Here is a 21,669-nt window from a genome sequence, read left to right on the forward strand (position 1 = left end):
CCACCCCTTGGCCCGACCGCGCTGGCCCGGGGACTATTCTGCGTCCGAGGTACGGCCGCGGATCATCTCGCGGCCGCGCGGTGACCAGCCTGCAGGAGGCCCCACGTGACCACCGTCGCACCGAAGCCGATCGTGACGCGGCCCTGGCCCGTCCATCAGCCGCCCAAGGGTTCGGCGATCGCGCGGCTGCTGCGTACGACCGACGCCAAGCAGATCGGCCTGATGTACCTGGTCACGTCGTTCGCGTTCTTCCTGATCGGCGGTCTGCTCGCGCTGCTGATGCGTGCCGAGCTGGCCCGCCCCGGCCTGCAGCTGCTGTCGCCCGAGCAGTACAACCAGCTGTTCACCATGCACGGCACGATCATGCTGCTGTTCTTCGCGACACCGATCGTGTTCGCGTTCGCGAACTACGTCGTGCCGTTGCAGATCGGCGCGCCGGACGTGTCGTTCCCCCGGCTCAACGCGTTCGCGTACTGGCTGTACCTGTTCGGAGGTTCGCTGACCATCGCCGGGTTCCTGACCCCGGGCGGTGCGGCCGACTTCGGCTGGTTCGCGTACCAGCCGCTGGCCAACGACGTGAACTCGCCGGGTGCCGGCGCGAACATGTGGTTCATCGGCCTGGTGATCTCCGGTCTGGGCACGATCCTCGGCGCGGTCAACATGATCACCACGATCCTGACCCTGCGCGCCCCCGGCATGACGATGTTCCGGATGCCGATCTTCACCTGGAACATCATGGTCACCTCTCTGCTGGTGCTCATGGTCTTCCCGATCCTGGCCGCCGCGCTGCTCGCCGCGATGGCCGACCGAGAACTCGGCGCACACGTCTATGACGCGCAAACCGGCGGCGCGATGCTCTGGCAACACCTGTTCTGGTTCTTCGGCCACCCCGAGGTCTACATCGTGGCGCTGCCGTTCTTCGGCATCATCTCGGAGATCATCCCGGTGTTCAGCCGCAAGCCGATCTTCGGGTACAAGGGCCTGGTCGCCGCGACCATCGGCATCGCCGCGCTGTCCATGAGCGTGTGGGCGCACCACATGTTCGCCACCGGCCAGGTGCTGCTGCCGTTCTTCTCGTTCCTGTCGTTCCTGATCGCGGTGCCCACCGGCATCAAGTTCTTCAACTGGATCGGCACCATGTGGAAGGGCCAGCTGAGCTTCGAGACGCCGATGCTGTTCTCGATCGGCTTCCTGGTCACGTTCCTGTTCGGTGGCCTGTCCGGCGTGCTGCTGGCCAGCCCGCCGATCGACTTCCACGTCTCGGACACGTACTTCGTCGTCGCGCACTTCCACTACGTGCTGTTCGGCACGATCGTGTACGCGGTCTACGCGGGCGTCTACTTCTGGTTCCCGAAGATGACTGGCCGGATGCTCGACGAGCGGTTGGGCAAGGTGCACTTCTGGCTGACCACGATCGGGTTCCACACCACGTTCCTGGTGCAGCACTGGCTGGGCGCGATGGGCATGCCCCGCCGGTACGCCGACTACCTGGCCAGCGACGGGTTCACCACGCTCAACACGATCTCCTCGATCGGCGCGTTCATCCTCGGCGCCTCCACGCTTCCGTTCCTCTACAACGTGTGGAAGTCGTACCGGGCCGGCCAGATCGTCGAGGTCGACGACCCGTGGGGGTACGGCATGTCGCTGGAGTGGGCGACCTCCTGCCCGCCGCCGCTGCGCAACTTCGACCGGATGCCCCGGATCCGTTCCGAGCGGCCGGCGTTCGACCTCAAGTTCCCGCACCTGGCGCCCGGGGCCTCCCCGATCGCGCCGCCGCCCGGTGGTGCCAAGCCGCTGACGGTCGAGGCGGACAGCGGCGCGAGCTACCGCGACCACTGACCCACGGGGTGACCCCGAAACCTCACTGGCCGGCCCGGATAACGGGCCGGCCAGTTTGCGTATATGCCGGTTCGTAACTGTGCGGGGTTCTGGTCCGCGCGCTACCCGCGCTGCTCGGGCTCCCGTGGAGCCGCCGGGACCGCACCGGTCAGGCGGACGCCCGCGGCGTGCAGCTCCTCCAGCGCGGCGTCGACGGTGGCCGGCGCGACACCGGCGGTCAGGTCGAGCAGGACGGTGGTGTCGAAGCCGGCGCTGACCGCGTCCAGGGCGGTCGCGCGGACACAGTGGTCCGTCGCGATACCCACCACGTCCACCGCGGACACATCGTTGGCGCGCAGCCAGTCGGCCAGCCCGACGCCGTCGGCGCGGCCCTCGAAGCCGGAGTACGCGGCCGCGTGCTGGCCCTTGGTGAACACCGCCTCGATCCGGGTGGCGTCCAGGTTGGGGTGCAGCTCGGTACCGGCCGTGCCGACCACGCAGTGCACCGGCCAGGTCAGTACGAAGTCGGGCGGGTCGCCGAAGTGCGCGCCCGGGTCGATGTGAAAGTCCTTGGTGGCCACGACGTGGTCCCACCGCGGCCCGCCGGCGGCCGTCCCGGGTACCGGTTCGGTGGCGGGTGCCGGGTCGGTGGCCGGCGCCGGGGTGGTGACCGGCACCGGGTCGGTGACCAGCGCCGGATCGATGGCCACTGCCGCGTCGGCGGACAGCGCCGCCGAGATCGCGGCCGCGACCGCGGCGCCACCGGCAACCGCCAGCGAGCCGCCCTCGCAGAAGTCGTTCTGCACGTCAACGACGATCAATGTACGCATGGCACGCTCCGGGTCAGGGATGGCTCCGGCCGGCGGGGTCAGGAAGCCGGGACGACGGTGACCGGGATGGCCGGATCGCCGGCGGACAGCTTCAATCCCTCCCAGGGTATGGAGATCAGCGCGTCGTGCAACCTCTCCCGACTCTGGGTGAGGGCGGGGATGTCGTCGACCTGCTCGCCGCCGGTCACGAAGTCGCGCTGGAGCGGCTGGTCGCCGGCCTGCCGCTCGGGAAGCCCCTGCGACACGACGACCTCCTCGGTCGCCGTACCGGTGGGCTTGTGCCGCCGTACCGCCGTCTTGCGACCGCCCACGGTGGCCTTGTGCTCGGAGCGCTTGACCACGGCGCGCCCGTCGACCTCGACCAGCTTGTAGACCAGGTTCGCGGTCGGCGCGCCGGAGCCGACGACCACCGCGGTGCCCGCGCCGTAGATGTCCACCGGCTCGGCCGCCAGCGACGCGATCGCGTACTCGTCCAGGTCGCCCGAGACTATGATCTTGGTCTCTGTCGCGCCGAGCGAGTCGAGCAGCTGCCGGGAGTGCGCGGCCAGGACCGACAGGTCGCCGGAGTCGATCCGGACGGCGCGCAGCTCCGGCCCGGCGACCGCGATCGCGGTACGGATGCCGTCCGCGATGTCGTACGTGTCGACCAGCAGCGTGGTGTCCTTGCCCAGCGCCGCCACCTGGGACGCGAAGGCGGTCCGTTCGTCGTCGTGCAGCAGCGTGAACGCGTGCGCGGCCGTGCCCGTGGTGGGGATGCCGTAGCGCCGGCCAGCCTCCAGGTTGGAGGTGTAGGCGAAGCCGGCCAGGTACGCCGAGCGGGCAGCGGCCACCGCCGCCTCCTCGTGAGTGCGCCTGGAGCCCATCTCGATCAGCGGCCGGCCCCGGGCGGCGGTCACCATCCGGGCACCCGCGGCGGCGACGGCGCAGTCGTGGTTGAGCACCGACAAGATCAGGGTCTCCAGCACCACGCACTCGGCGAACGTGCCGCTGACCGTGAGGATCGGCGAGCCCGGGAAGAACAGCTCACCCTCGGGGTACCCGGAGATCTCGCCACGGAACTGGTACCGGGACAGCCAGCCGATCAGCTCCTCGTCGGCGATGCCCTCCTCGCGCAGATGCCGCAGGTCAGCCTCGTCGAACCGGAACTCGCGCAGCAGTTCGAGGAGCCGGCCGGTGCCCGCCACGACGCCGTAGCGCCGGCCCGGGGGCAGCCGCCGTGCGAACACCTCGAACACGCACCGGCGGTCCGCCGTGCCGTCCTTGAGAGCCGCGCCGACCATGGTCAGCTCGTAGTGGTCGGTGAGAAGGGCAGCGGTCACATCGACTAGCGTACGGTCGCATGCCGGCATCGCGGACAGAGGGCGTGGCACGATGGGGGGTATGACCGCGCCGCAGGTCGCGCCCATCGAGACGCCGGACATCGAAGAAGCACCCGCCGCCGACCGCCCGTGGGTCACCATCGTCTGGAACGATCCGGTCAACCTGATGTCATACGTGACCTGGGTGTTCCAGAAGCTGTTCGGCTACAGCAAGGACCGGGCCGAGGCACTGATGCTGGACGTGCATCACAAGGGCAAGGCGATCGTGTCGTCCGGCGCCCGGGAACGGATGGAGCACGACGCGTCGCGCCTGCACGCATACGGTCTGTGGGCGACCGTCGACAAGCAGTGAGGGTCGACAAGCAGTGAGACGGCACGACGAGAGCGAGGATCCGGCGTGAGTATGTTCCGCCGCCACGCCGACACCTGCGTGGCTCGCTTCGCGGCCGACGAGGTGTCCGTGCTGCGCCAGGTGGCCACCGAGGTCATCGGCCTGCTGACCGACGGCTTCGACCGGGACGACCCGGTGGTCGAGCGGCTGTTTCCCGACGTGTACGGCGACGATCCGACCCAGGCCGCCGAGTTCCGCCGGTACACCGAGGGCGACCTCAAGACCGCGAAGATCGATCAGGCCGGTGCCATCCTGGCCGCCCTGCCGGCCACCGGCGGTGCCGTGGTGCGCCTCGACGAGGAGGCGGCCGAGGCTTGGCTGCGGGCGCTCAACGACGTCCGGCTGGCGCTGGGCATCCGGCTGGATGTGAGGGACGACACCGACCTGCTGGAGGAGCTGGACGACGCGGTCATGCACGACCCGACCTCGGCGCGGGTACGACAGCTCACGATGTACCAGTACCTGGGGGTTCTCCAGGAGTCGCTGCTCGACGCGATCATCGCCAGCGGCCGCTGACCACGGCGGCGACCCCCATCCGGCGGCCTCCTCCGCGCCGTCGGCCTCCGACCGCGAGGTAGGCTTAGCAACCGTGCTGACCATCGGGCGCGACATCATCGATGCGATCGTGGCGCACGCCCGCCGGGATCACCCCGATGAGGCGTGCGGGATCGTCGCGGGTCCGATCGGATCCGACAACCCGGTCAGGCACGTGCCGATGGACAACGCCGAGCGCTCCGCCACGTTCTACCGCTTCGACTCGATGGAGCAGTTGCGGGTCTGGCGGGAGATGGACGACCGGGACGAGGAACCCGTGGTGGTCTACCACTCGCACACGGCGACCGAGGCGTACCCCTCGCGCACCGACACCTCGCTGGCGGGCGAGCCGAAGGCGCACTATCTGCTGGTCTCCACCCGGGACCCGTCGACCGAGGAGATCCGGTCATTCCGGATCGTCGACGGGACGGTCACCGAGGAGCCGGTGCAGATTGTCGACGCCAGCGTGGACCCGACCGCCGTCACCACGTACATGTTCGGGCAGAGCCCGGCCGCGGTCGACTACGAGTGTTCCACCGGCCACTGAGCCGCGTTGCGAATACCAGTCCACGTCCCGCTTCCTGTCTGATCCCGAGGAGTACCAGATCATGGCCATCGAGGTTCGCATCCCCACCATTCTTCGCCAGTACACCGGCGGCGCGAAGGTCGTCGAAGGCACCGGCGACACCATCGCCGACCTGCTCACCAACCTGGACGCCAGCCACTCCGGCCTGCGCGCGCGCCTGATCACCGACGAGGGTGCCCTGCACCGGTTCGTCAACGTCTACATCAACGACGAGGACGTGCGGTTCCTGGGCGCGCTGGACGCCAAGCTCAACGACGGCGACACGGTGACCATCCTGCCCGCCGTGGCCGGTGGCGCGCTGGCGTTCGCCGCGGTCGAGGCGCTGGCCGACAACCTGCGCTGATCGCCGGAGGGGGTGCCGGGATGGCGCGGTTCGAGAGTCTGTTGGACGCCTGCGGGGGTACGCCTCTAGTGGGCCTGCCGCGGCTGTCGCCGGCCGCAACGCCCGGCGCCCCACAGGTGCGGCTGTGGGCGAAGCTGGAAGACCGCAACCCGACCGGGTCGGTCAAGGACCGCGCCGCGCTGTGGATGGTGCGCGCCGCGGAAGAGGCGGGCCGGCTCCGGCCGGGTGACACGATCCTGGAGCCGACCAGCGGCAACACCGGCATCTCGCTGGCCATGGTCGCGAAGCTGCGGGGATATCGGCTGGTCTGTGTGATGCCGGAGAACGTCTCCGCCGAGCGGGTCCAACTCCTCCGGATGTATGGTGCCGAGATCATCTTCTCGCCGGCCGCCGGCGGCTCCAACATGGCGGTGTCGCGGGCGAAGCAGATCTCGGCCGAGCACCCCGACTGGGTGATGCTGTTCCAGTACGGCAACGAGGCCAACGCCCGCGCCCACTACGAGACGACCGGTCCCGAGCTGCTGCGCGACCTGCCCACGATCACGCACTTCGTGGCCGGGCTGGGCACCACCGGCACGCTCATGGGCACCGGCCGGTACCTGCGCGAGAAGAACCCGGAGATCGAGATCATCGCGGCCGAGCCGCGGTACGGCGAGCTGGTCTACGGGCTGCGCAACATCGACGAGGGGTACGTCCCCGAGCTGTACGACGCGACCGTGCTGACCCGGCGGTTCTCGGTCGGCACCCAGGACGCGGTCCTGCGCACCCGGCAGCTGGTGGAGACCGAGGGGCTGTTCGTCGGGTTCTCCACCGGGGCGGTGGCGCACGCGGCGCTCGCGGTCGCGCACGAGGCGCTCAAGGCGGGGCGCCGCGCCGACGTGGCGTTCCTGGTCGCCGACGCCGGCTGGAAGTATCTGTCGACGGGCGCGTACGGCGGCACCCTCAGCGAGGCCGAGGAGGCCCTGGAGGGTCAGCTCTGGGCCTGACGGCCGGTCGCCTGACGGCCGGTCGCCTGACGGCCGGTCGCCTGACGGCCGGTCCGCGCCGCGGCTGACCCGACCGGCGTCGGCCGGCCGGCGCGCTGACCCAGCCCACTGACCCGCCCGAAATGTCGTCGCCGCCCGGCGGGCGCGCGGACGGCGACGATCGGCTCATGACGGTCGGCTCATACGGCGGATGAGAACACCACCGAGACGATCAGGACCACGGTCGCGGCGCCGAGGAACACCCAGGGCAGTATCCCGCGCCGGGCGGTCACGAACCCGCACGCGGTCAGCAGGATCCCGCCCAGGCCGCTGATGATCAGGGTCGGCTTGAACCAGGACGCCGGGTGGCTGGCGATGATGACCACCAGTCCGCGTACGCCGATGCCCAGTCCGACGAGCCCGAGCATGATGGCCCACAGGCACAGCATCACGAGCGGGCGCCCGGACGGCGACTTGTTCGGCGCCGTCTTCCCGGCCACCGCGACGATCGGCCGGGCCGCGGTCATCGAGCGCAGCGCGGCGGCCAGCGCGGTCAGGCCGCCCCGGTCGGTCGCGGACGTCGCCTGGGTGCCCGTGGCCTCCCCGTCACCGGCGGCCGGGCCACCGGCTCCGGTTGCCGTGGCCGACCCGCTGCCGCCGGTCGTGGCGGCGCCGGCCCGGGCCGCGGAGGCCGCCTCCCGGGGCGCGGGAATGCCGGTACCGGTGGGGTGGGTGGCCTGGCCGGCCGGTCCGCCGGCCGTGGGCATGGAGGGCTGGGCTGCGCCAGCGGTCCCGGAAGGCCGGGCCGGTGGCACGGTTACGGGGCGAGCTGGGGATTGTTGAGTGGCGTCAGATGGCACGGCTCACACTTCCTCGGTCGTCCGGAACACCTCGTCCGGCGGCACTTATCACCCTTTGTAACGAGCCACGCTCGAAGCGTGCCGCCGTCCATCGGGCCGTCCGCCAGCCTGTCACGTTAGCGACATCTTTCCCGTCGGGCCTCCGGGAGGGGGCATCGCACAGCGTAGGCTTGCCCTCCGTGACGGAAGCGCCGATCGGCATCTTCGACTCCGGCGTCGGCGGTCTGACCGTGGCCAGGGCGATACTCGACCAATTGCCGCACGAGCAGGTGCGATATGTGGGGGATACCGCCCACTTGCCGTACGGGCCGAAGCCGATCGCGGATGTGCGCCGGTACGCGCTTCGCTGCCTCGATCAGCTGGTCGAGCAGGGCGTCAAGATGCTCGTCATCGCGTGCAACAGCGCATCGGCGGCGTGCCTGTCGGATGCCCGTGAGCGTTATCCGGTCCCGGTGGTCGAAGTGATCCGGCCGGCCGTGCGCCGGGCCGCCGCGGCCACCCGTAACGGCAAGATCGGCGTTATCGGCACCACGGCGACGATCACCAGCGGGGCCTACGGGGACGCGTTCGCGGCGGCGCCGCAGGCGACCGTGACCCAGGTGGCCTGCCCGCAATTCGTGGACTTCGTCGAGCGGGGGATCACCTCGGGCCGGGCGTTGCTCGGCCTGGCCAGCGGCTACCTGGAGCCGTTGCAGCGGGCCGACGTGGACACCCTGGTGCTCGGCTGCACGCACTACCCGCTGCTCGCCGGCGTGATCGGGCTGGTCATGGGGGATTCGGTCACGCTGGTGTCGAGCGCCGACGAGACGGCGAAGGACGTGTACCGGGTGCTGAACGAGCACGACCTCTTCCGTCCCGACGACGCACCACCCCCCGAGCACCGTTTCCTGGCCACCGGGGACCTGACGGTGTTCGCCAAGCTGGCATACCGCTTCCTCGGCCCGGAGGCGGCCGCCACGGCGCTGAGCCAGGCGGCGGCGTGAGCGTTCCACAGGGCCGGCGCGTCGGCGTGAGCCGTTCGGGCGGCGCCGCGGTCGTGGCCGCCGTTCCGCTGGAGGCCCGTGTTTCGGCAAAGGCCCGTGTTCCCGCAGCGGCCCGAAAGGATGGGCCGTCGTGAGGCTCACTGTGCTCGGCTGTGCCGGCAGCTTTCCCGGCCCGGACTCGGCGTGCTCCGCCTACCTGGTCGAGGCCGACGGCTTCGCGCTGATGATGGACTTCGGCCCCGGGTCGATGTCCGCCCTCCAGCGCTACGGCAACATGCGTACCCTCGACGCGATCATGCTGTCGCACCTGCACTGTGACCACATGCTCGACGCCTGCTCGTACGTGGTCGTCAGGCGGTACTCGCCGGACGGGCCGTACCCGAGGATGCCCCTCTACGCGCCGGCCGGGGCGGCGGAGCGGTTGGGCGGGGCGTACTGGAGCCCGGAAGAGGGCCCGCTGGACGACGTGTACGACTTCCGGACCCTGACCGGGGGCACGTTCGAGCTGGGGCCGTTCTCGGTGACCGTGGAGCGGGTCAACCACCCGGTCGAGACGTACGGGATCAGGCTGGAGCACGCCGGCCGGGTGCTCGCGTACTCGGCGGACACCGGCATGTGCGACGCGCTCGGCCGGCTGGCCGCCGGCGCGGACGTGTTCCTCTGCGAGGCCAGCTACCTCGACGGCGCGGTCAACCCGCCGGACCTGCACCTGACCGGCCGCGAGGCGGGCGAGGCGGCGACCAAGGCCGGAGTCGGGCGGCTGCTGCTGACTCACTTGATCAGCGCGTGGGGCAACGGAGAAGAGACCTATCACGCCGCCGCTGAGGCATTCGCCGGGCCGGTTGAGCTGGTGCGTCCCGGTGCGCGGTACGAGATATAACGGTTTCTTCTTTTAATCGTCAGATCGATGTGGTCCGCTGCACTGGCTGTACCCGCACCTTGAGCGCATGCGCATCGCGATCATCACAGAGTCATTCCCGCCCGACGTCAACGGAGTCGCGCACTCGGTGGTGCGCGTCGCAGAGCACCTGGTGGAACGGGGGCACCGGCCCCTGGTGGTTGCCCCGGAGCCGGCCTCTGGCATGCCGAGGGTAGCCGGTCCGCTGCCGTACCCGGTGGTCCGGGTCCCCTCGCTGCCGATGCCCGGGTACCCGACGTTCCGGCTCGGCCTGCCCACCCGACGGCTGACCGAGGCGCTGATCGGCCACGGTACCGACCTGGTGCACCTGGCCGGCCCGTTCTTCCTCGGCGCCCGGGGCAGCGCCGTGGCGCAGCACCTGAAGCTGCCGACCGTCGCCGTGTACCAGACGGACGTGCCCTCGTACGCGACCGCGTACCGGATGCGTGAACTCGGCGGCGCGGCGGCCTGGCGGTGGCTGCGCCGGATCCACAACGCGGCCGACCGCACCCTGGCCCCCTCGACCGCGTCGGCGACCGCGTTGCACGCGCACGGGGTCGAGCGGGTCTGGCTGTGGCGGCGCGGGGTCGACACGGCCCGCTTCGACCCGAAGCACCGCAGCGCGGCACTCCGCCGGGCGCTGGTGCCCAATGGCGAGGTGCTGGTCGGGTACGTGGGCCGGCTGGCCGTGGAGAAGCGGGTCGATCTGCTCGCCGGGGTGTCGAAGCTGCCCGGCGTGCGGCTGGCCATCGTGGGCGGCGGCCCGGCGGAGGCGGCGCTGCGCCAGGCGTTGCCGGACGCGGTGTTCCTCGGCGTGCGGCAGGGCGCGCAACTCGCCCGGCTCTACGCGAGCCTGGACATCTTCGTCCACAGTGGACCGTATGAGACATTCGGGCAGACGTTGCAGGAAGCGGCGGCCAGCGGGGTACCGGTGGTGGCTCCGGCCGCCGGCGGCCCGGTGGACCTGGTCGTGGACGGCGAGACCGGGTGCCTGGTGCCGCCGCACTCCGGGGCCGCGCTGACCGACGCGGTGGCCGAGCTGGCCGCGTCGGCCCGACTGCGCCAGTCGATGGGCGCGGCGGGCCGGCTGCTGGTGGAGGGCCGCAGTTGGGCCGCCATCGGCGACGAGCTGATCGGACACTACGAGGCCGTACTGGGTGCGGCGCGGCCGGCCGTCGCCCCGGCCGCCGCGGCCTGACCGCCGCCGCGACGAACAGGGCATCGGTATGAGAATCGTGCGGCTCGCCAACTTTGTCGCACCGCGCTCCGGTGGACTGCGCACGGCGATGCGCGCCCTCGGCTCCGGGTACCTGGCCGCCGGGCACGAGGCTGTGCTGGTGGTACCCGGGGTGGAGGCAGCCGACGAGATGACGGATCAGGGCCGGGTCATCACGCTGCCCGGCCCGGTGCTGCCGTTCTCCGGCGGGTACCGGGTGCTGGTGGACCGGCGCCGGCTGACCGCGCTGCTGAACGAGCTGCGCCCGGACCGGCTGGAGGTGTCCGACCGCACCACGCTGCGCTGGACCGGTGCCTGGGCGCGCCGCCACGCGGTGCCTTCGGTGATGGTGTCGCACGAGAGCGTGGCCGGCCTGCTCGGGCTCGCCGGCCGGGTGCTCGCCAGGCCGGCGGCGGCGCTGGCCGACGTGCTCAACTCCCGTACCGCGATGCACTACAACTCGGTGATCTGCACGACGGACTGGGCGGCGGCGGAGTTCGCCCGGCTCGGGGTCGCGAACCTGCGGCGGGTGCCGCTCGGGGTGGACCTGGACCTGTTCTCGCCGTCCGCCCGGTCGCTGGCGGTACGCCGCCGGTACGCCCGCGACGACGAGGTACTGATCGTCCACTGTGGACGCCTGTCGCCGGAGAAGAAGCCGGAGCGCTCGATCCTGGCGGTACAGGAGCTGCGGGCCGCCGGGGTGCCGGCGGTGCTCGTGGTGGCCGGGGACGGGCCGCTGCGCCACCGGCTGGCCCGGCGCTCTGAGGGCCTGCCGGTGCGCTTCGCCGGCTTCGTCGCGGACCGGTCCACGCTCGCCGGGTTGCTCGCCTCGGCGGACGTGGTACTGGCGCCGGGGCCGGTCGAGACGTTCGGGCTGGCCGCCCTGGAGGCGCTGGCCTGCGGTACCCCGGTGGTGGTCAGCGCGGAGAGCGCGTTGCCGGAGGTGATCGGCACGGCCGGGGTCGCGGTGTGCGGCGAGGGCTTCGCCGACGGGGTACGCGATGTGCTGAGCCGGCCGGACCGGCACCGGCGGGCGGCGGCCCGCCGCCGGGCCGAGGAGTTCGGCTGGCCGAACGCGGTGGCCGGGTTCCTGGCGGCGCACGGCCTCGCCGGGGTCGCTGCCCCGGACCTCGCCGCGGATCCCGGGTTGGCGGTAGACGCGGATCTGGCACTGGACCCGGATCTGGGTCTGGACACGGATCTGGCGCTGGGTGCGGATCTGGCGCTGGGCGCGGGCGCACCGCTGCCGACGCGTGCGAGCAGTCGCTGGGATGACGACGACGAATTGGCGGGAATTCCATCGTGACCCGGTTCGTGGCGCTCGGAGACTCGATCACGGTCGGCGTCGGCGATCCCCAGCCGAACGGCGCCTGGCGCGGCTGGGCAGAGCTGCTGGCCGGCGCGCTGCCCGACGCTGAGCTGCACAACCTGGCGGTCAACGGCGCGCTGACCGGCGACGTGGAACGCAACCAGCTGCCCCGCGCCCTGGCGCTGCGCCCGGACGTCGCGTCGGTGGTGGTAGGTGTCAACGACACCCTCCGCCGCTCGTTTGACGTGGCCCGGGTCGCCGCGTCGATCGAGCGCACGCTCGGCGCCCTGCGCGCGGAGGGTGCGGTCGTGCTCACCATGCGGATGCCCGATCCCGGGCGGATGTTCCGCCTGCCGGACGGGCTGGCCCGGCCGCTGGCCCGCCGGATCCGGGCGGTCAACGCGGTGACCGACGCCGCGGCGACGCGCTTCGGGGCGGTGCACGTCGACATCGCCCGGCACCCGGCCACCTACGAGCGTCGCATGTGGAGCGTGGACCGGCTGCATCCCAGCGAGCGCGGGCACCGGCTGCTGGCCCGGTCGTTCGCCGACCTGCTCGGCCTCCCGCCGGCCCGGTGGCCGGACGCGGAGCCGTCCAACCCGCCTCCGACGCTCACCTCGGAACTGCGCTGGATGGCCACCAAGGGCGTGCGGTGGGTGATGGACCGCTCGACCGATCTGGTGCCGTACCTGTGCGGGATGATGATCGCCGAGTGGTGGTACGGGCTGCGCGGGCTGGCGCACCGGCTCGACGACTCGATGGCCCGGGAGGTGACCGCCGCGCTGTGCACCCCGTTGACGCGGACTAGGCTTGCGGCATGGCCCGACCCGATGGACGTACCCCTGACCAACTGCGACCGGTGACTCTGACCCGCAACTGGAGCATGCATCCGGAAGGCTCCGTTCTGGTGGAGTTCGGCGCGACCCGGGTGCTGTGCACCGCGAGCGTCACCGAGGGGGTGCCCCGCTGGCGCAAGGGTTCCGGCCTCGGCTGGATCACCGCGGAATACGCGATGCTGCCCCGGGCGACCACCACCCGCTCCGACCGGGAGAGCGTGAAGGGTCGCATCGGTGGGCGCACCCACGAGATTTCCCGCCTGATCGGCCGCAGCCTGCGCGCCTGCCTGGACCTGTCCGCGCTCGGTGAAAACTCCATCATGGTCGACTGCGACGTGTTGCAGGCCGACGGCGGCACCCGCACCGCGGCCATCACCGGCGGTTACGTCGCGGTGGCCGACGCGGTCGGCTGGCTGGCCCGGCAGCACGCGCTGTCCGGCAAGCCGGAAGAAGCGCTGCACCGGTCGGTGGCCGCGGTCAGCGTAGGCATCATCGGCGGCCAGCCCCGGCTCGACCTCTGCTACGAGGAAGACGTCATCGCCGACGTGGACATGAACATCGTCTGCACCGGCAACGGCGAGTTCGTCGAGGTGCAGGGCACCGGCGAGCAGGCGGTGTTCAAGCGCGCCGAACTCGACAACCTGGTCGACCTCGGCGCGGCCGGCTGCGCGGCGCTGGCCGAGTTGCAGCGCAAGGCACTGGCTTCGTGAAGATCCTGCTCGCCACGCGCAACACGAAGAAGCTCGTCGAACTGCAACGCATCCTCATCGACGTCGCGCTCGTCGGCCTCGCCGACGTGCCGGCCTACGAGGAGGTGCCGGAGAGCGGGCTGACCTTCGAGGACAACGCCCTCATCAAGGCGCGGGAGGGCGCGGCGCGCACCGGGTTGCCCACCGTCGCCGACGACTCCGGGCTCGCCGTGGACGCGTTGAACGGGATGCCGGGCGTGTTCTCCGCGCGCTGGTCCGGCCGGCACGGCGACGACCTGGCCAACCTGTCGCTCGTACTGGCGCAGATCGGCGACGTACCGGACGGGGCGCGGGGCGCGTCGTTCGTGTGCGCGGCGGCGCTGGCGCTGCCCGACGGTCGGGAGTGGACGGTGCGCGGCGAGATGTCCGGCCGGCTCATCCACGAGCCGCGCGGGGAGGGCGGGTTCGGGTACGACCCGATCTTCGTGGCCGACGGTGAGACCCGCACGAACGCCGAGCTGTCGCCCGGCGAGAAGGACGCGATCAGCCACCGGGGCAAGGCGTTCCGGGCGCTGGCCGGCATCATCACCGGGGAACTCTGAGGTGGCCGGTTCGTTCGACATGCGGCCGATCGGCCGGGTGGAGTCCACTCGCGACGAGGCGATCGACGACGACTGGGACGCGGTGTCCACCGCGATCGTGCTCGACGGGTCGCAGGTCGGCCCGGACGCGGTCGCCGGGCTGGACGAGTTCTCGCACATCGAGGTCGTGTACGTGTTCGACCGGGTGGACCCGGCCGGCGTGCAGACCGGGGCCCGGCGCCCGCGCGGCAACCCGGAGTGGCCGCTGGTGGGCATCCTCGCCCAACGGGCGAAGAACCGGCCGAACCGGATCGGGGTGACCCGCTGCGAGCTGGCCGGTGTCGACGGGCTCCGGCTGCGGGTGCGTGGGCTGGACGCGATCGACGGCACGCCGGTGCTGGACATCAAGCCGTACCTGGAGGAGTTCGGCCCGCGCGGCCCGGTGCGCCAGCCGGAGTGGTCGCGCGAGCTGATGCGCGGGTACTGGTGAGCGGCGCTCGCTAGAGCGGTGCCCGCGGTGCCTCTCAGCGCAGCGGGCCGGCGGCCTCCTCGACGGCGGTACGCAGCTCGGTGCCGCGGATGAGGTCGCGGGCGGCCTCCAGCACCGGAGCGAGGTAGATGTCCGGCCCCGGCTCACCGGCGAACGGAGTCACCGCCGCCATCGCGATCCGCCCCGCGGGCGAGGCGACCAGCGGGGCACGCAGCTGAAGCCCCCGCACTCCGGCCAGCAGCTCGACCGCGAGCAGGCTGGTCAGGTTGTCCAGCACGGTACGCAGCTTGCGGGTGGCCGCCCAGCCCATGCTCACGTGGTCCTCCTGCATGCCGCTGGTGGGCAGTGAGTCCACGCTCGCCGGGCCGGCCAGCCGCCGGTTCTCGGCGACGATCCCCGCCGCGGTGTACTGCGCGATCATCAGCCCCGAGTTGACCCCGGCGTCCGGGCTGAGGAACGGCGGCAGGTCCCGGGACCGGCACACGTCGAGCAGGCGGTCCACCCGGCGCTCGGAGATCGCGCCCACCTCGGCGGCGGCGATGGCCAGGAAGTCCGCCGCGAAGCCCAGCGGCGCACCGTGGAAGTTGCCGGTCGACTCCACCCGGCCGTCCGGCAGCACCACCGGATTGTCCACAACGGACACAAGTTCGCGGCCGGCCACCGCGGTCACGAAGTCCAGGGTGTCCCGGGCCGCGCCGGCGACCTGCGGCGCGCACCGCATCGAGTACGCGTCCTGCACCGCGTGCGACATGTCGTGCCGGTGACTGTCCATGATGGACGAATCCTGGAGCAGCCGGAGGATGTTCGCTGCCGAGACCGCCTGGCCGGGATGCGGCCGGATGGTGTGCAGCTCAGGCTGGAACGGCCGGTCGCTGCCCAGCATCGCCTCGATGGACAGCGCCGCGGTCAGGTCCGCCATGCTGAACAGGTGGGCCGCGTCAGCGCCGGCCAGCAGCAGCATTCCGAGCATGCCGTCGGTGCCGTTGATGAGCGCCAGCCCCTCCTTGGCGGACAGCCGGATCGGCCGCAGCCCGGCCCGGCGTAGCGCCTCGTCGCCGGCCACCCGGGAGCCGTCCTCGCCGAGCACCCAGCCCTCACCGAGCAACACCAGTGCACAGTGCGCCAGCGGCGCCAGGTCGCCGGAGGCGCCCAGCGATCCGTGCTCCGGCACCCACGGGGTGACGTCGTGGTTGAGCAGGTCGACCAGCGCCTGGGCGACCAGCGGCCGGACTCCCGACCGGCCCATGGCCAGCGAACGTACCCGCAGCAGCATCATCGCCCGGACCACCTCGCGTGGCATGGGCGCGCCGATCCCGGCGGAGTGCGAGCGGATCAGGGCGTGCTGGAGTTCGGACCGGCGCTCCGGCGCGATCGACGTGTCGGCGAGCGCCCCGAAGCCGGTGGAGACCCCGTAGACCGGGCGGCCGTCCCGCTCGATGGCGTCGACGATCTGCCGGCTGGTGGTCATCACGTCGAGCGCGGCCGGGTCCAGTTCGACCCGGGCGCCGCGACGGGCGGTCGCGACCACCTCGGCGGGCGACAACCCGGTGGGTCCGACGGCGATGGTGGTGGTGCTGGTCATATCGGTTCTCCGCCCTGAATTACCTGGTGAATCAGTGGTACTCCCGGCCGGTAGGCCAGGTGGACATGGCTCGGTGCGTCCACGATGGACAGATCGGCGCGGGCGCCGACGTCGAGGTGCCCGATGTCGTCCCGGCGCAGCGCGCGGGCGCCTCCGGCGGTGGCGGCCCACAGCGCCTCGGCGGGCGTCATGCGCATCTCCCGTACCGCGAGCGCGATACAGAACGGCATCGACGAGGTGTATGACGACCCCGGGTTGCAGTCGGTGGCCAGGGCGACGGTGGCTCCGGCGTCGAGCAGGGCTCGGGCGTCCGGGTACGGCGACCGGGTGGAGAACTCGGCACCCGGCAGGAGTGTGGCGACCGTACCGGAGCCGGCGAGCGCGTCGATGTCGGCCGGGGACAGGTGGGTGCAGTGGTCGGCGCTGGCGGCGTCCGACTCGACGGCCACCCGTACCCCCTCGCCGGGGCCGAGCTGGTTGGCGTGGATCCGGGTACCGAGGCCGGCGGCGAGGCCGGCGCGGAGGATCTCCCGAGCCTGGTCGGGGTCGAACGCGCCACGTTCGCAGAAGACGTCGATCCAGCGCGCGTACGGGCGGGCGGCCGAGAGCATCGGACCGCAGACCAGCCGAACGTACTCGTCGGCCGGCACGCCCTCGGGCACCACGTGGGCACCGAGGTACGTGGTCTCCGTGGTGAACTCGCCGGCGATGCGCAGCGCCCGAGACTCCTCTTTGGAGGTGAGCCCGTACCCGCTCTTCACCTCGACGGTCGTGGTGCCCTGCCGGCGCGCCTCGGCGACCAGCCGGCCGACGTTCGCGCGCAGGGCGTCGTCGGAGGCGGCCCGGGTGGCCGCGACGGTGGTGCGGATCCCGCCCCCGGTATACGGCTCGCCGGCCATCCGGGCGGCGAACTCGGCGGCCCGGTCACCGGCGAACACCAGGTGAGCGTGGCTGTCCACGAAGCCCGGAATGACCGCCCGGCCGGCCGCGTCGATCCGCCGGTCGGCGGCCGGCGCCGCCTCCGACGGCCCAACCCAGGCGACCCGGCCGTCAACGATGACCAGCGCGGCGCCGGTGAGCGTCCCCTGTGGACCGTGCGTGGTCAGCTCGCCGATGCCGTCGATGAGGAGACTGCCCATCGCGCTGCTCTTGGCCTCGCTGCCCGTCGCGCCGCTTTCTGCGCCGCTGTCCGTCGCGCTGCTCTGTGCGTCGCCGCTCATCGGGTCACCGCCTCGATCGCGGCCCGCAGCTCGCCCGCGACGTCCAGGCTCACGTGCCGGCCGTCCCGGACCACCGGTCGGCCGTCGACCACCACGTGGGTGACGTCCGCCGCCGTGGCGGCCAGGACGGCCCCGGCCAGCGGCTCGGATCCCGCCGTCCGGACCGAGTGGAGGTCGACGGTCACCAGGTCGGCCCGCTTGCCGACAGCGAGCGTCCCGGCGTCCGGCCAGCCGATCGCCCGGTGTCCCGCTGCCGTCGCGGCGGTGAGCAGTTCGGCGGGGGAGAAGTGCCCGCGCCGCCGGGTGCGCAACCGCTCGTCCAGCTCCATCGCCCGGGCCTCCTCGAACAGGTCGACCACGGCGTGCGAGTCGCTGCCCAGGCACAGCGGACTGCCGGCGTCGGCCAGCGTGCGGGCCGGCCCGATGCCGTCGGCGAGATCACGTTCGGTGGTCGGGCAGAAGCAAGCCGCCGTACCGGTGTCGCCGAGCAGGGTACTGTCCACTTCGGACAGATGGGTCGCGTGTACCACGGTGGTACCGGGGTGCAGGGCGCCGTACGAGTGGAGCAGCTCGGTCGGCGTGCGACCGTACCGGGCGAGGCACGCCTCGTTCTCGGCCGGCTGTTCGGACAGGTGCGCGTGCACCGGCAGCCCCTCGGTGGCGGCGACGAACCCACCGATCGTCTCGGCCGGCACCGCCCGTACCGAGTGGATGGCCGCGCCCCGCCGGGCGTGCGGCCCGAGCCGGAGCCCGGACGCGCGGGCCACCCAGCCGTCCAGGGCGCCGTCCCCGAAGCGCAGCTGCGTGCCCTCCAACGGATCGCCGTCCACTGTGGACGTCAGGTACAGGGTGTCGAGCAGGGTGATCCGGATACCGGCCTCGGCGGCCGCGGCCACCAGCGCGTCGCTCATCGCGTTCGGGTCGGCGTACCGGGCGCCGCCGGGTGCGTGGTGCAGGTAGTGGAACTCGCCGACGGCGGTGATGCCGGCCAGCGCCATCTCGCCGTAAACGGCGCGGGCCAGCCGGTGGTAGGAGTCCGGGTCGAGCCGGTCGGCGAGCGCGTACATGCCCTCGCGCCAGGTCCAGAAATTGCCGGGTGACTGGTCTGCGCCGGGCGGCGCCACACGGGCCGAGCCAGCACGGCCGCGCAGGGCGCGGTGGAACGCGTGCGAGTGCGCGTTGGCCAGGCCGGGGAGCGTGAGCCCGGGCAGCCTGGTCGCGGCGGTGCCGGGTGGCGCCGGCCGGACCTGCGCGATGACCCCGTCAACCACCTCGATGAGCACGTCGCGGACCGGCGTCTGGCCGCCGAGCCAGGCGTACTCCGCGTGGTATCTCGCCGGAGCGGTCATCGGCACGCCAACTCGGCCAGCACGTCGGCCAGCGCGCCCACCCCGGCGGCGCAGTCCTCATCGGTCGCGTACTCGCCGGGGGCGTGGGACACCCCGGTCGGGTTGCGGACGAACAGCATCGCGGTCGGCACCCGGGTGGCCAGCACCCCGGCGTCGTGCCCGGCCCCGGTCGGCAACACGGGTACGCCGCCGAGCAGGGCGGCGAGCCGGTCGCGCAGGGCCGCGTCGAACCCGGTCACCGGGGACACCGACTCGGCGGTGACCGCGACCGAGGTGCCGTCCCGGCCGGCCCGCTCCGTCGCCCGTACCGTGACCGCCTCGACCAGGCCGTCCAATGTGGACTGATCGGCCGCGCGGGCGTCCAGCCACCCAGTCACCGACGCCGGGATCGCGTTCGTGGCGTTGGGTACGGCCGCCACCCGCCCGATCGTGGCGTGACCGCCCCGCAGCCGGGCCTCCTTGTTGGCTGCCAGCACGGTGTAGGCGAAGGTGAGCATCGGGTCGTGACGGTCGGCCATCAGGGTGGTGCCGGCGTGGTTGCCCTCACCGGCGAACTCCAGCCGCCAGCGCCCGTGCGGCCAGATGGCGCTGGCCACGCCGACCGGGGCGGTCAGCGCCCGGCCCTGCTCGACGTGCAGCTCGACGAACGCGCCGATGCCGGCCAGCCGCTGCGGGTCCGGGCCGAACCCGGCAGGGTCCAGGCCGCTCGCCTCGGCCAGCGAAACGCCGTCCGGGTCGCGCAGCGCCGCCGCCCGCTCCGGATCGAGCGCGCCACACATCAGCCGGGATCCGAGGCAGGCGATACCGAACCGGGAGCCCTCCTCTTCGGCGAACGCGGCCACCCCGACCGGTCTCGCCGGCGTCAGGCCGCGCTCGCGGAGCAGGTCCAGCGCGAGAAACGCGGAGACGATGCCGAGCGGGCCGTCATAGCCGCCACCACCCGGTACCGAATCGAAGTGCGACCCGGCGACCACCGCGTCGCCGGCACCCGGATCGCCCAACCAGGCCCACAGGTTGCCGTTGCGGTCGGTCTCCACCGGCATTCCGCGCTCGGCCGCCTGCTCGGCGAACCAGTCCCGGCAGGCAAGCTCCGGCGGCGACCAGGCGAACCGGTGGTATCCGTGCGCGCCGCGGCCGATCGGCGCGAGCGTGCCCCACAGCGAGGCGAACCGTTCCGGCTTCACGCGCCCGCCTCGTCCACAGTGGACTCCCAGGAACCGGACTCCCGCATCGGGATGCGCACGCCGTGCGTCTCCGCCACCTCGGTGGCCCGTTCGTACCCGGCGTCCACGTGCCGGATGACGCCACTTCCGGGGTCGTTGGTCAGTACCCGCTCGATCTTCTGCGCGGCCAGCTCGGTGCCGTCGGCGACGGTGACCTGGCCGGCGTGGATGGAGCGCCCGATGCCGACGCCGCCGCCGTGGTGGATGGACACCCAGGACGCGCCGGACGCGGTGTTCAGCATCGCGTTGAGCAGCGGCCAGTCCGCGATCGCGTCCGAGCCGTCGGCCATCGCCTCGGTCTCCCGATATGGCGAGGCGACCGAACCGGTGTCCAGGTGGTCCCGCCCGATGACGATCGGCGCCTTGAGGCTGCCGTCGGCGACCAGTTCGTTGAAGCGCAGGCCGGCGCGGTCCCGCTCGCCGTACCCGAGCCAGCAGATCCGGGCCGGCAACCCCTGGAACGCGACCCGCTCGCCGGCCATCCGGATCCACCGGGCCAGCGATTCGTTTTCCGGGAACAGGTCCAGGATCGCCCGGTCGGTGGTCGCGATGTCGGCCGGGTCGCCGGACAGCGCCGCCCACCGGAACGGGCCCTTGCCCTCACAGAACAGTGGCCGGATGTAGGCCGGCACGAAGCCGGGGAACGCGAACGCGTCGCCGAACCCGCCGGCCAGCGCCTCGCCCCGGATCGAGTTGCCGTAGTCGAAGACCTCGGCTCCGGCGTTCTGGAAGCCAACCATCGCGGCCACGTGCGCGGCCATCGAGGCACGGGCCCGGTCGGTGAACTCCTCGGGCTTCTTCGCGGCGTAGTCCGGCGCGTCGTCCGGCTCGATCCCGATCGGTACGTAGGCCAGCGGGTCGTGCGCCGAGGTCTGGTCGGTCACGATGTCCACCGGTACGCCGCGGGCCAGCAACTCCGGCACGAGGACGGCGGCGTTGCCGGCCACCCCGACGGACAGCGCCCGGCGTTCCCGCTTCGCCGCGACCGCGAGCGCCACCGCATCGTCCACAGTGGACGCTACGGTGTCCAGGTACCGGGTGGCCACCCGGCGGGCGAGCCGGGCCGGATCGACGTCGATGATGAGGCAGGCTCCACCGTTCATGGTGACCGCCAGCGGCTGCGCGCCGCCCATGCCGCCGCAGCCGGCGGTGAGCGTCAGGGTACCGGCGAGGGTGCCGCCGAATCGCTTCTCCGCGACGGCCGCGAACGTCTCGTACGTGCCCTGCAGGATCCCCTGGGTACCGATGTAGATCCACGATCCGGCGGTCATCTGCCCGTACATGGTCAGCCCGAGCTTCTCCAGCCGGCGGAACTCCGGCCAGTTGGCCCAGTCGCCGACCAGGTTGGAGTTGGCGATCAACACCCGGGGAGCCCACTCGTGGGTGCGGAACACGCCGACCGGCCTGCCCGACTGCACCAGCATCGTCTCGTCGCTCTCCAGGGTGGACAGCGTGCGGATCAGCGCGTGGTACGACGGCCAGTCCCGGGCGGCCCGGCCGGTGCCGCCGTAGACCACCAGGTCCTCCGGCCGCTCGGCAACGTCGGGGTCGAGGTTGTTCTGGAGCATCCGCAGCGCGGCCTCCTGCGGCCAGGCGCGAGCGGTCAGCGTGGTGCCCCTCGGGGCACGGATCGTGTTCACGGTGAAC

At 72.2% G+C, this 21,669-nt stretch carries 22 protein-coding genes; 14 read left to right on the plus strand and 8 right to left on the minus strand.

From position 1 onward, the window contains the following. Window positions 1–105 precede the first annotated feature (105 nt). A complete protein-coding gene (ctaD, locus tag Raf01_RS05295; protein ID WP_203916585.1) occupies window positions 106–1,839 on the plus strand; it encodes an aa3-type cytochrome oxidase subunit I in 1,734 nt (577 codons plus the stop codon). A gap of 101 nt (window positions 1,840–1,940) precedes the next feature. Here the strand turns inward: ctaD and Raf01_RS05300 are convergent, their stop codons facing one another. Together Raf01_RS05300 and Raf01_RS05305 are read right to left on the minus strand one after the other, a co-directional pair. Next, on the minus strand, window positions 1,941–2,648 hold the full coding sequence (locus Raf01_RS05300; RefSeq protein ID WP_203916586.1) for an isochorismatase family protein: 708 nt from the start codon (window positions 2,646–2,648) through the stop codon (window positions 1,941–1,943). Window positions 2,649–2,686: 38 nt separating this feature from the next. Beyond that, complete coding sequence (locus Raf01_RS05305; RefSeq protein ID WP_373319475.1) at window positions 2,687–3,928, minus strand: nicotinate phosphoribosyltransferase; 1,242 nt, start codon at window positions 3,926–3,928, stop codon at window positions 2,687–2,689. Window positions 3,929–4,028: 100 nt separating this feature from the next. Between Raf01_RS05305 and clpS the strand changes: the two genes are divergently transcribed. The 5 genes from clpS (at window position 4,029) to Raf01_RS05330 (ending at window position 6,807) form a co-directional block, all read left to right on the plus strand. Then, window positions 4,029–4,319, plus strand: a complete 291-nt coding sequence (gene clpS, locus Raf01_RS05310) for an ATP-dependent Clp protease adapter ClpS (RefSeq protein WP_203916587.1) — start codon at window positions 4,029–4,031, stop codon at window positions 4,317–4,319. Between the two features lie 51 nt (window positions 4,320–4,370). After that, a complete protein-coding gene (locus Raf01_RS05315) occupies window positions 4,371–4,874 on the plus strand; it encodes a DUF2017 domain-containing protein (protein WP_203916657.1) in 504 nt (167 codons plus the stop codon). A gap of 73 nt (window positions 4,875–4,947) precedes the next feature. Further along, window positions 4,948–5,439 carry a M67 family metallopeptidase gene (locus tag Raf01_RS05320; protein ID WP_203916588.1) on the plus strand — a complete coding sequence of 164 codons (492 nt, stop codon included), beginning with the start codon at window positions 4,948–4,950 and terminating at the stop codon, window positions 5,437–5,439. A gap of 61 nt (window positions 5,440–5,500) precedes the next feature. Beyond that, entirely contained in the window at window positions 5,501–5,821 is a 321-nt protein-coding gene (locus tag Raf01_RS05325) for a MoaD family protein (protein ID WP_203916589.1), read from the plus strand. Between the two features lie 20 nt (window positions 5,822–5,841). Beyond that, complete coding sequence (locus Raf01_RS05330) at window positions 5,842–6,807, plus strand: PLP-dependent cysteine synthase family protein (RefSeq protein ID WP_203916590.1); 966 nt, start codon at window positions 5,842–5,844, stop codon at window positions 6,805–6,807. A 179-nt stretch (window positions 6,808–6,986) separates the two neighbouring features. Here Raf01_RS05330 and Raf01_RS05335 read toward each other — a convergent pair whose 3' ends face one another. Next, window positions 6,987–7,553, minus strand: a complete 567-nt coding sequence (locus tag Raf01_RS05335) for a hypothetical protein (protein ID WP_203916591.1) — start codon at window positions 7,551–7,553, stop codon at window positions 6,987–6,989. 272 nt (window positions 7,554–7,825) lie between these two features. Between Raf01_RS05335 and murI the strand changes: the two genes are divergently transcribed. The 8 genes from murI to Raf01_RS05375 all read left to right on the plus strand — a co-directional run bounded on the left by murI (window position 7,826) and on the right by Raf01_RS05375 (window position 14,648). Further along, entirely contained in the window at window positions 7,826–8,629 is an 804-nt protein-coding gene (gene murI, locus Raf01_RS05340; RefSeq protein WP_203916592.1) for a glutamate racemase, read from the plus strand. A gap of 130 nt (window positions 8,630–8,759) precedes the next feature. Then, entirely contained in the window at window positions 8,760–9,509 is a 750-nt protein-coding gene (locus Raf01_RS05345; RefSeq protein ID WP_203916593.1) for an MBL fold metallo-hydrolase, read from the plus strand. Window positions 9,510–9,576: 67 nt separating this feature from the next. Beyond that, window positions 9,577–10,725 carry a glycosyltransferase family 4 protein gene (locus Raf01_RS05350; RefSeq protein ID WP_203916594.1) on the plus strand — a complete coding sequence of 383 codons (1,149 nt, stop codon included), beginning with the start codon at window positions 9,577–9,579 and terminating at the stop codon, window positions 10,723–10,725. Window positions 10,726–10,753: 28 nt separating this feature from the next. Next, complete coding sequence (locus Raf01_RS05355) at window positions 10,754–12,049, plus strand: glycosyltransferase (protein ID WP_203916595.1); 1,296 nt, start codon at window positions 10,754–10,756, stop codon at window positions 12,047–12,049. Continuing rightward, window positions 12,046–12,915, plus strand: coding sequence for an SGNH/GDSL hydrolase family protein (locus Raf01_RS05360; RefSeq protein ID WP_203916596.1), 870 nt, complete (start codon window positions 12,046–12,048; stop codon window positions 12,913–12,915). Before Raf01_RS05355 ends, Raf01_RS05360 begins: the two co-directional genes overlap by 4 nt. Further along, complete coding sequence (gene rph / locus Raf01_RS05365; protein ID WP_203916597.1) at window positions 12,870–13,598, plus strand: ribonuclease PH; 729 nt, start codon at window positions 12,870–12,872, stop codon at window positions 13,596–13,598. Before Raf01_RS05360 ends, rph begins: the two co-directional genes overlap by 46 nt. Further along, a complete protein-coding gene (gene rdgB, locus Raf01_RS05370; protein ID WP_203916598.1) occupies window positions 13,595–14,179 on the plus strand; it encodes an RdgB/HAM1 family non-canonical purine NTP pyrophosphatase in 585 nt (194 codons plus the stop codon). Before rph ends, rdgB begins: the two co-directional genes overlap by 4 nt. Window position 14,180: 1 nt before the next feature. After that, window positions 14,181–14,648: an SAM-dependent methyltransferase gene (locus Raf01_RS05375; RefSeq protein WP_239133387.1), complete on the plus strand. Its 468-nt coding sequence runs from the start codon at window positions 14,181–14,183 to the stop codon at window positions 14,646–14,648. A 34-nt stretch (window positions 14,649–14,682) separates the two neighbouring features. Here the strand turns inward: Raf01_RS05375 and hutH are convergent, their stop codons facing one another. The 5 genes from hutH to hutU form a co-directional block, all read right to left on the minus strand. After that, window positions 14,683–16,230 carry a histidine ammonia-lyase gene (hutH, locus tag Raf01_RS05380; RefSeq protein WP_203916599.1) on the minus strand — a complete coding sequence of 516 codons (1,548 nt, stop codon included), beginning with the start codon at window positions 16,228–16,230 and terminating at the stop codon, window positions 14,683–14,685. Continuing rightward, window positions 16,227–17,369, minus strand: coding sequence for an imidazolonepropionase (gene hutI / locus Raf01_RS05385; RefSeq protein ID WP_203916659.1), 1,143 nt, complete (start codon window positions 17,367–17,369; stop codon window positions 16,227–16,229). Before hutI ends, hutH begins: the two co-directional genes overlap by 4 nt. A gap of 77 nt (window positions 17,370–17,446) precedes the next feature. Beyond that, entirely contained in the window at window positions 17,447–18,799 is a 1,353-nt protein-coding gene (locus Raf01_RS05390) for a formimidoylglutamate deiminase (RefSeq protein ID WP_203916600.1), read from the minus strand. Beyond that, window positions 18,796–19,983, minus strand: coding sequence for an allantoate amidohydrolase (locus Raf01_RS05395; RefSeq protein WP_203916601.1), 1,188 nt, complete (start codon window positions 19,981–19,983; stop codon window positions 18,796–18,798). The genes Raf01_RS05390 and Raf01_RS05395 overlap by 4 nt, the downstream gene beginning before the upstream one ends. Continuing rightward, window positions 19,980–21,662: a urocanate hydratase gene (gene hutU / locus Raf01_RS05400; RefSeq protein ID WP_239133388.1), complete on the minus strand. Its 1,683-nt coding sequence runs from the start codon at window positions 21,660–21,662 to the stop codon at window positions 19,980–19,982. Before hutU ends, Raf01_RS05395 begins: the two co-directional genes overlap by 4 nt. Between the last annotated feature and the right edge of the window lie 7 nt (window positions 21,663–21,669).

The organism is Rugosimonospora africana (assembly GCF_016862975.1).
Taxonomy (GTDB): domain Bacteria; phylum Actinomycetota; class Actinomycetes; order Mycobacteriales; family Micromonosporaceae; genus Rugosimonospora; species Rugosimonospora africana.

Excerpts from the sequence above, each read along its gene's own strand:
- rph (WP_203916597.1), top strand. The coding sequence starts at position 12,870 with ATGGCCCGACCCGATGGACGTACCCCTGACCAACTGCGACCGGTGACT.
- Raf01_RS05300 (WP_203916586.1), bottom strand. The coding sequence starts at position 2,648 with ATGCGTACATTGATCGTCGTTGACGTGCAGAACGACTTCTGCGAGGGC.
- hutI (WP_203916659.1), bottom strand. The coding sequence starts at position 17,369 with ATGGGCAGTCTCCTCATCGACGGCATCGGCGAGCTGACCACGCACGGT.
- Raf01_RS05330 (WP_203916590.1), top strand. The coding sequence starts at position 5,842 with ATGGCGCGGTTCGAGAGTCTGTTGGACGCCTGCGGGGGTACGCCTCTA.
- Raf01_RS05335 (WP_203916591.1), bottom strand. The coding sequence starts at position 7,553 with ATGCCCACGGCCGGCGGACCGGCCGGCCAGGCCACCCACCCCACCGGT.
- clpS (WP_203916587.1), top strand. The coding sequence starts at position 4,029 with ATGACCGCGCCGCAGGTCGCGCCCATCGAGACGCCGGACATCGAAGAA.
- Raf01_RS05315 (WP_203916657.1), top strand. The coding sequence starts at position 4,371 with ATGTTCCGCCGCCACGCCGACACCTGCGTGGCTCGCTTCGCGGCCGAC.
- Raf01_RS05325 (WP_203916589.1), top strand. The coding sequence starts at position 5,501 with ATGGCCATCGAGGTTCGCATCCCCACCATTCTTCGCCAGTACACCGGC.
- Raf01_RS05390 (WP_203916600.1), bottom strand. The coding sequence starts at position 18,799 with ATGACCGCTCCGGCGAGATACCACGCGGAGTACGCCTGGCTCGGCGGC.
- Raf01_RS05355 (WP_203916595.1), top strand. The coding sequence starts at position 10,754 with ATGAGAATCGTGCGGCTCGCCAACTTTGTCGCACCGCGCTCCGGTGGA.
- Raf01_RS05305 (WP_373319475.1), bottom strand. The coding sequence starts at position 3,928 with ATGGTCGGCGCGGCTCTCAAGGACGGCACGGCGGACCGCCGGTGCGTG.
- Raf01_RS05350 (WP_203916594.1), top strand. The coding sequence starts at position 9,577 with ATGCGCATCGCGATCATCACAGAGTCATTCCCGCCCGACGTCAACGGA.
- hutH (WP_203916599.1), bottom strand. The coding sequence starts at position 16,230 with ATGACCAGCACCACCACCATCGCCGTCGGACCCACCGGGTTGTCGCCC.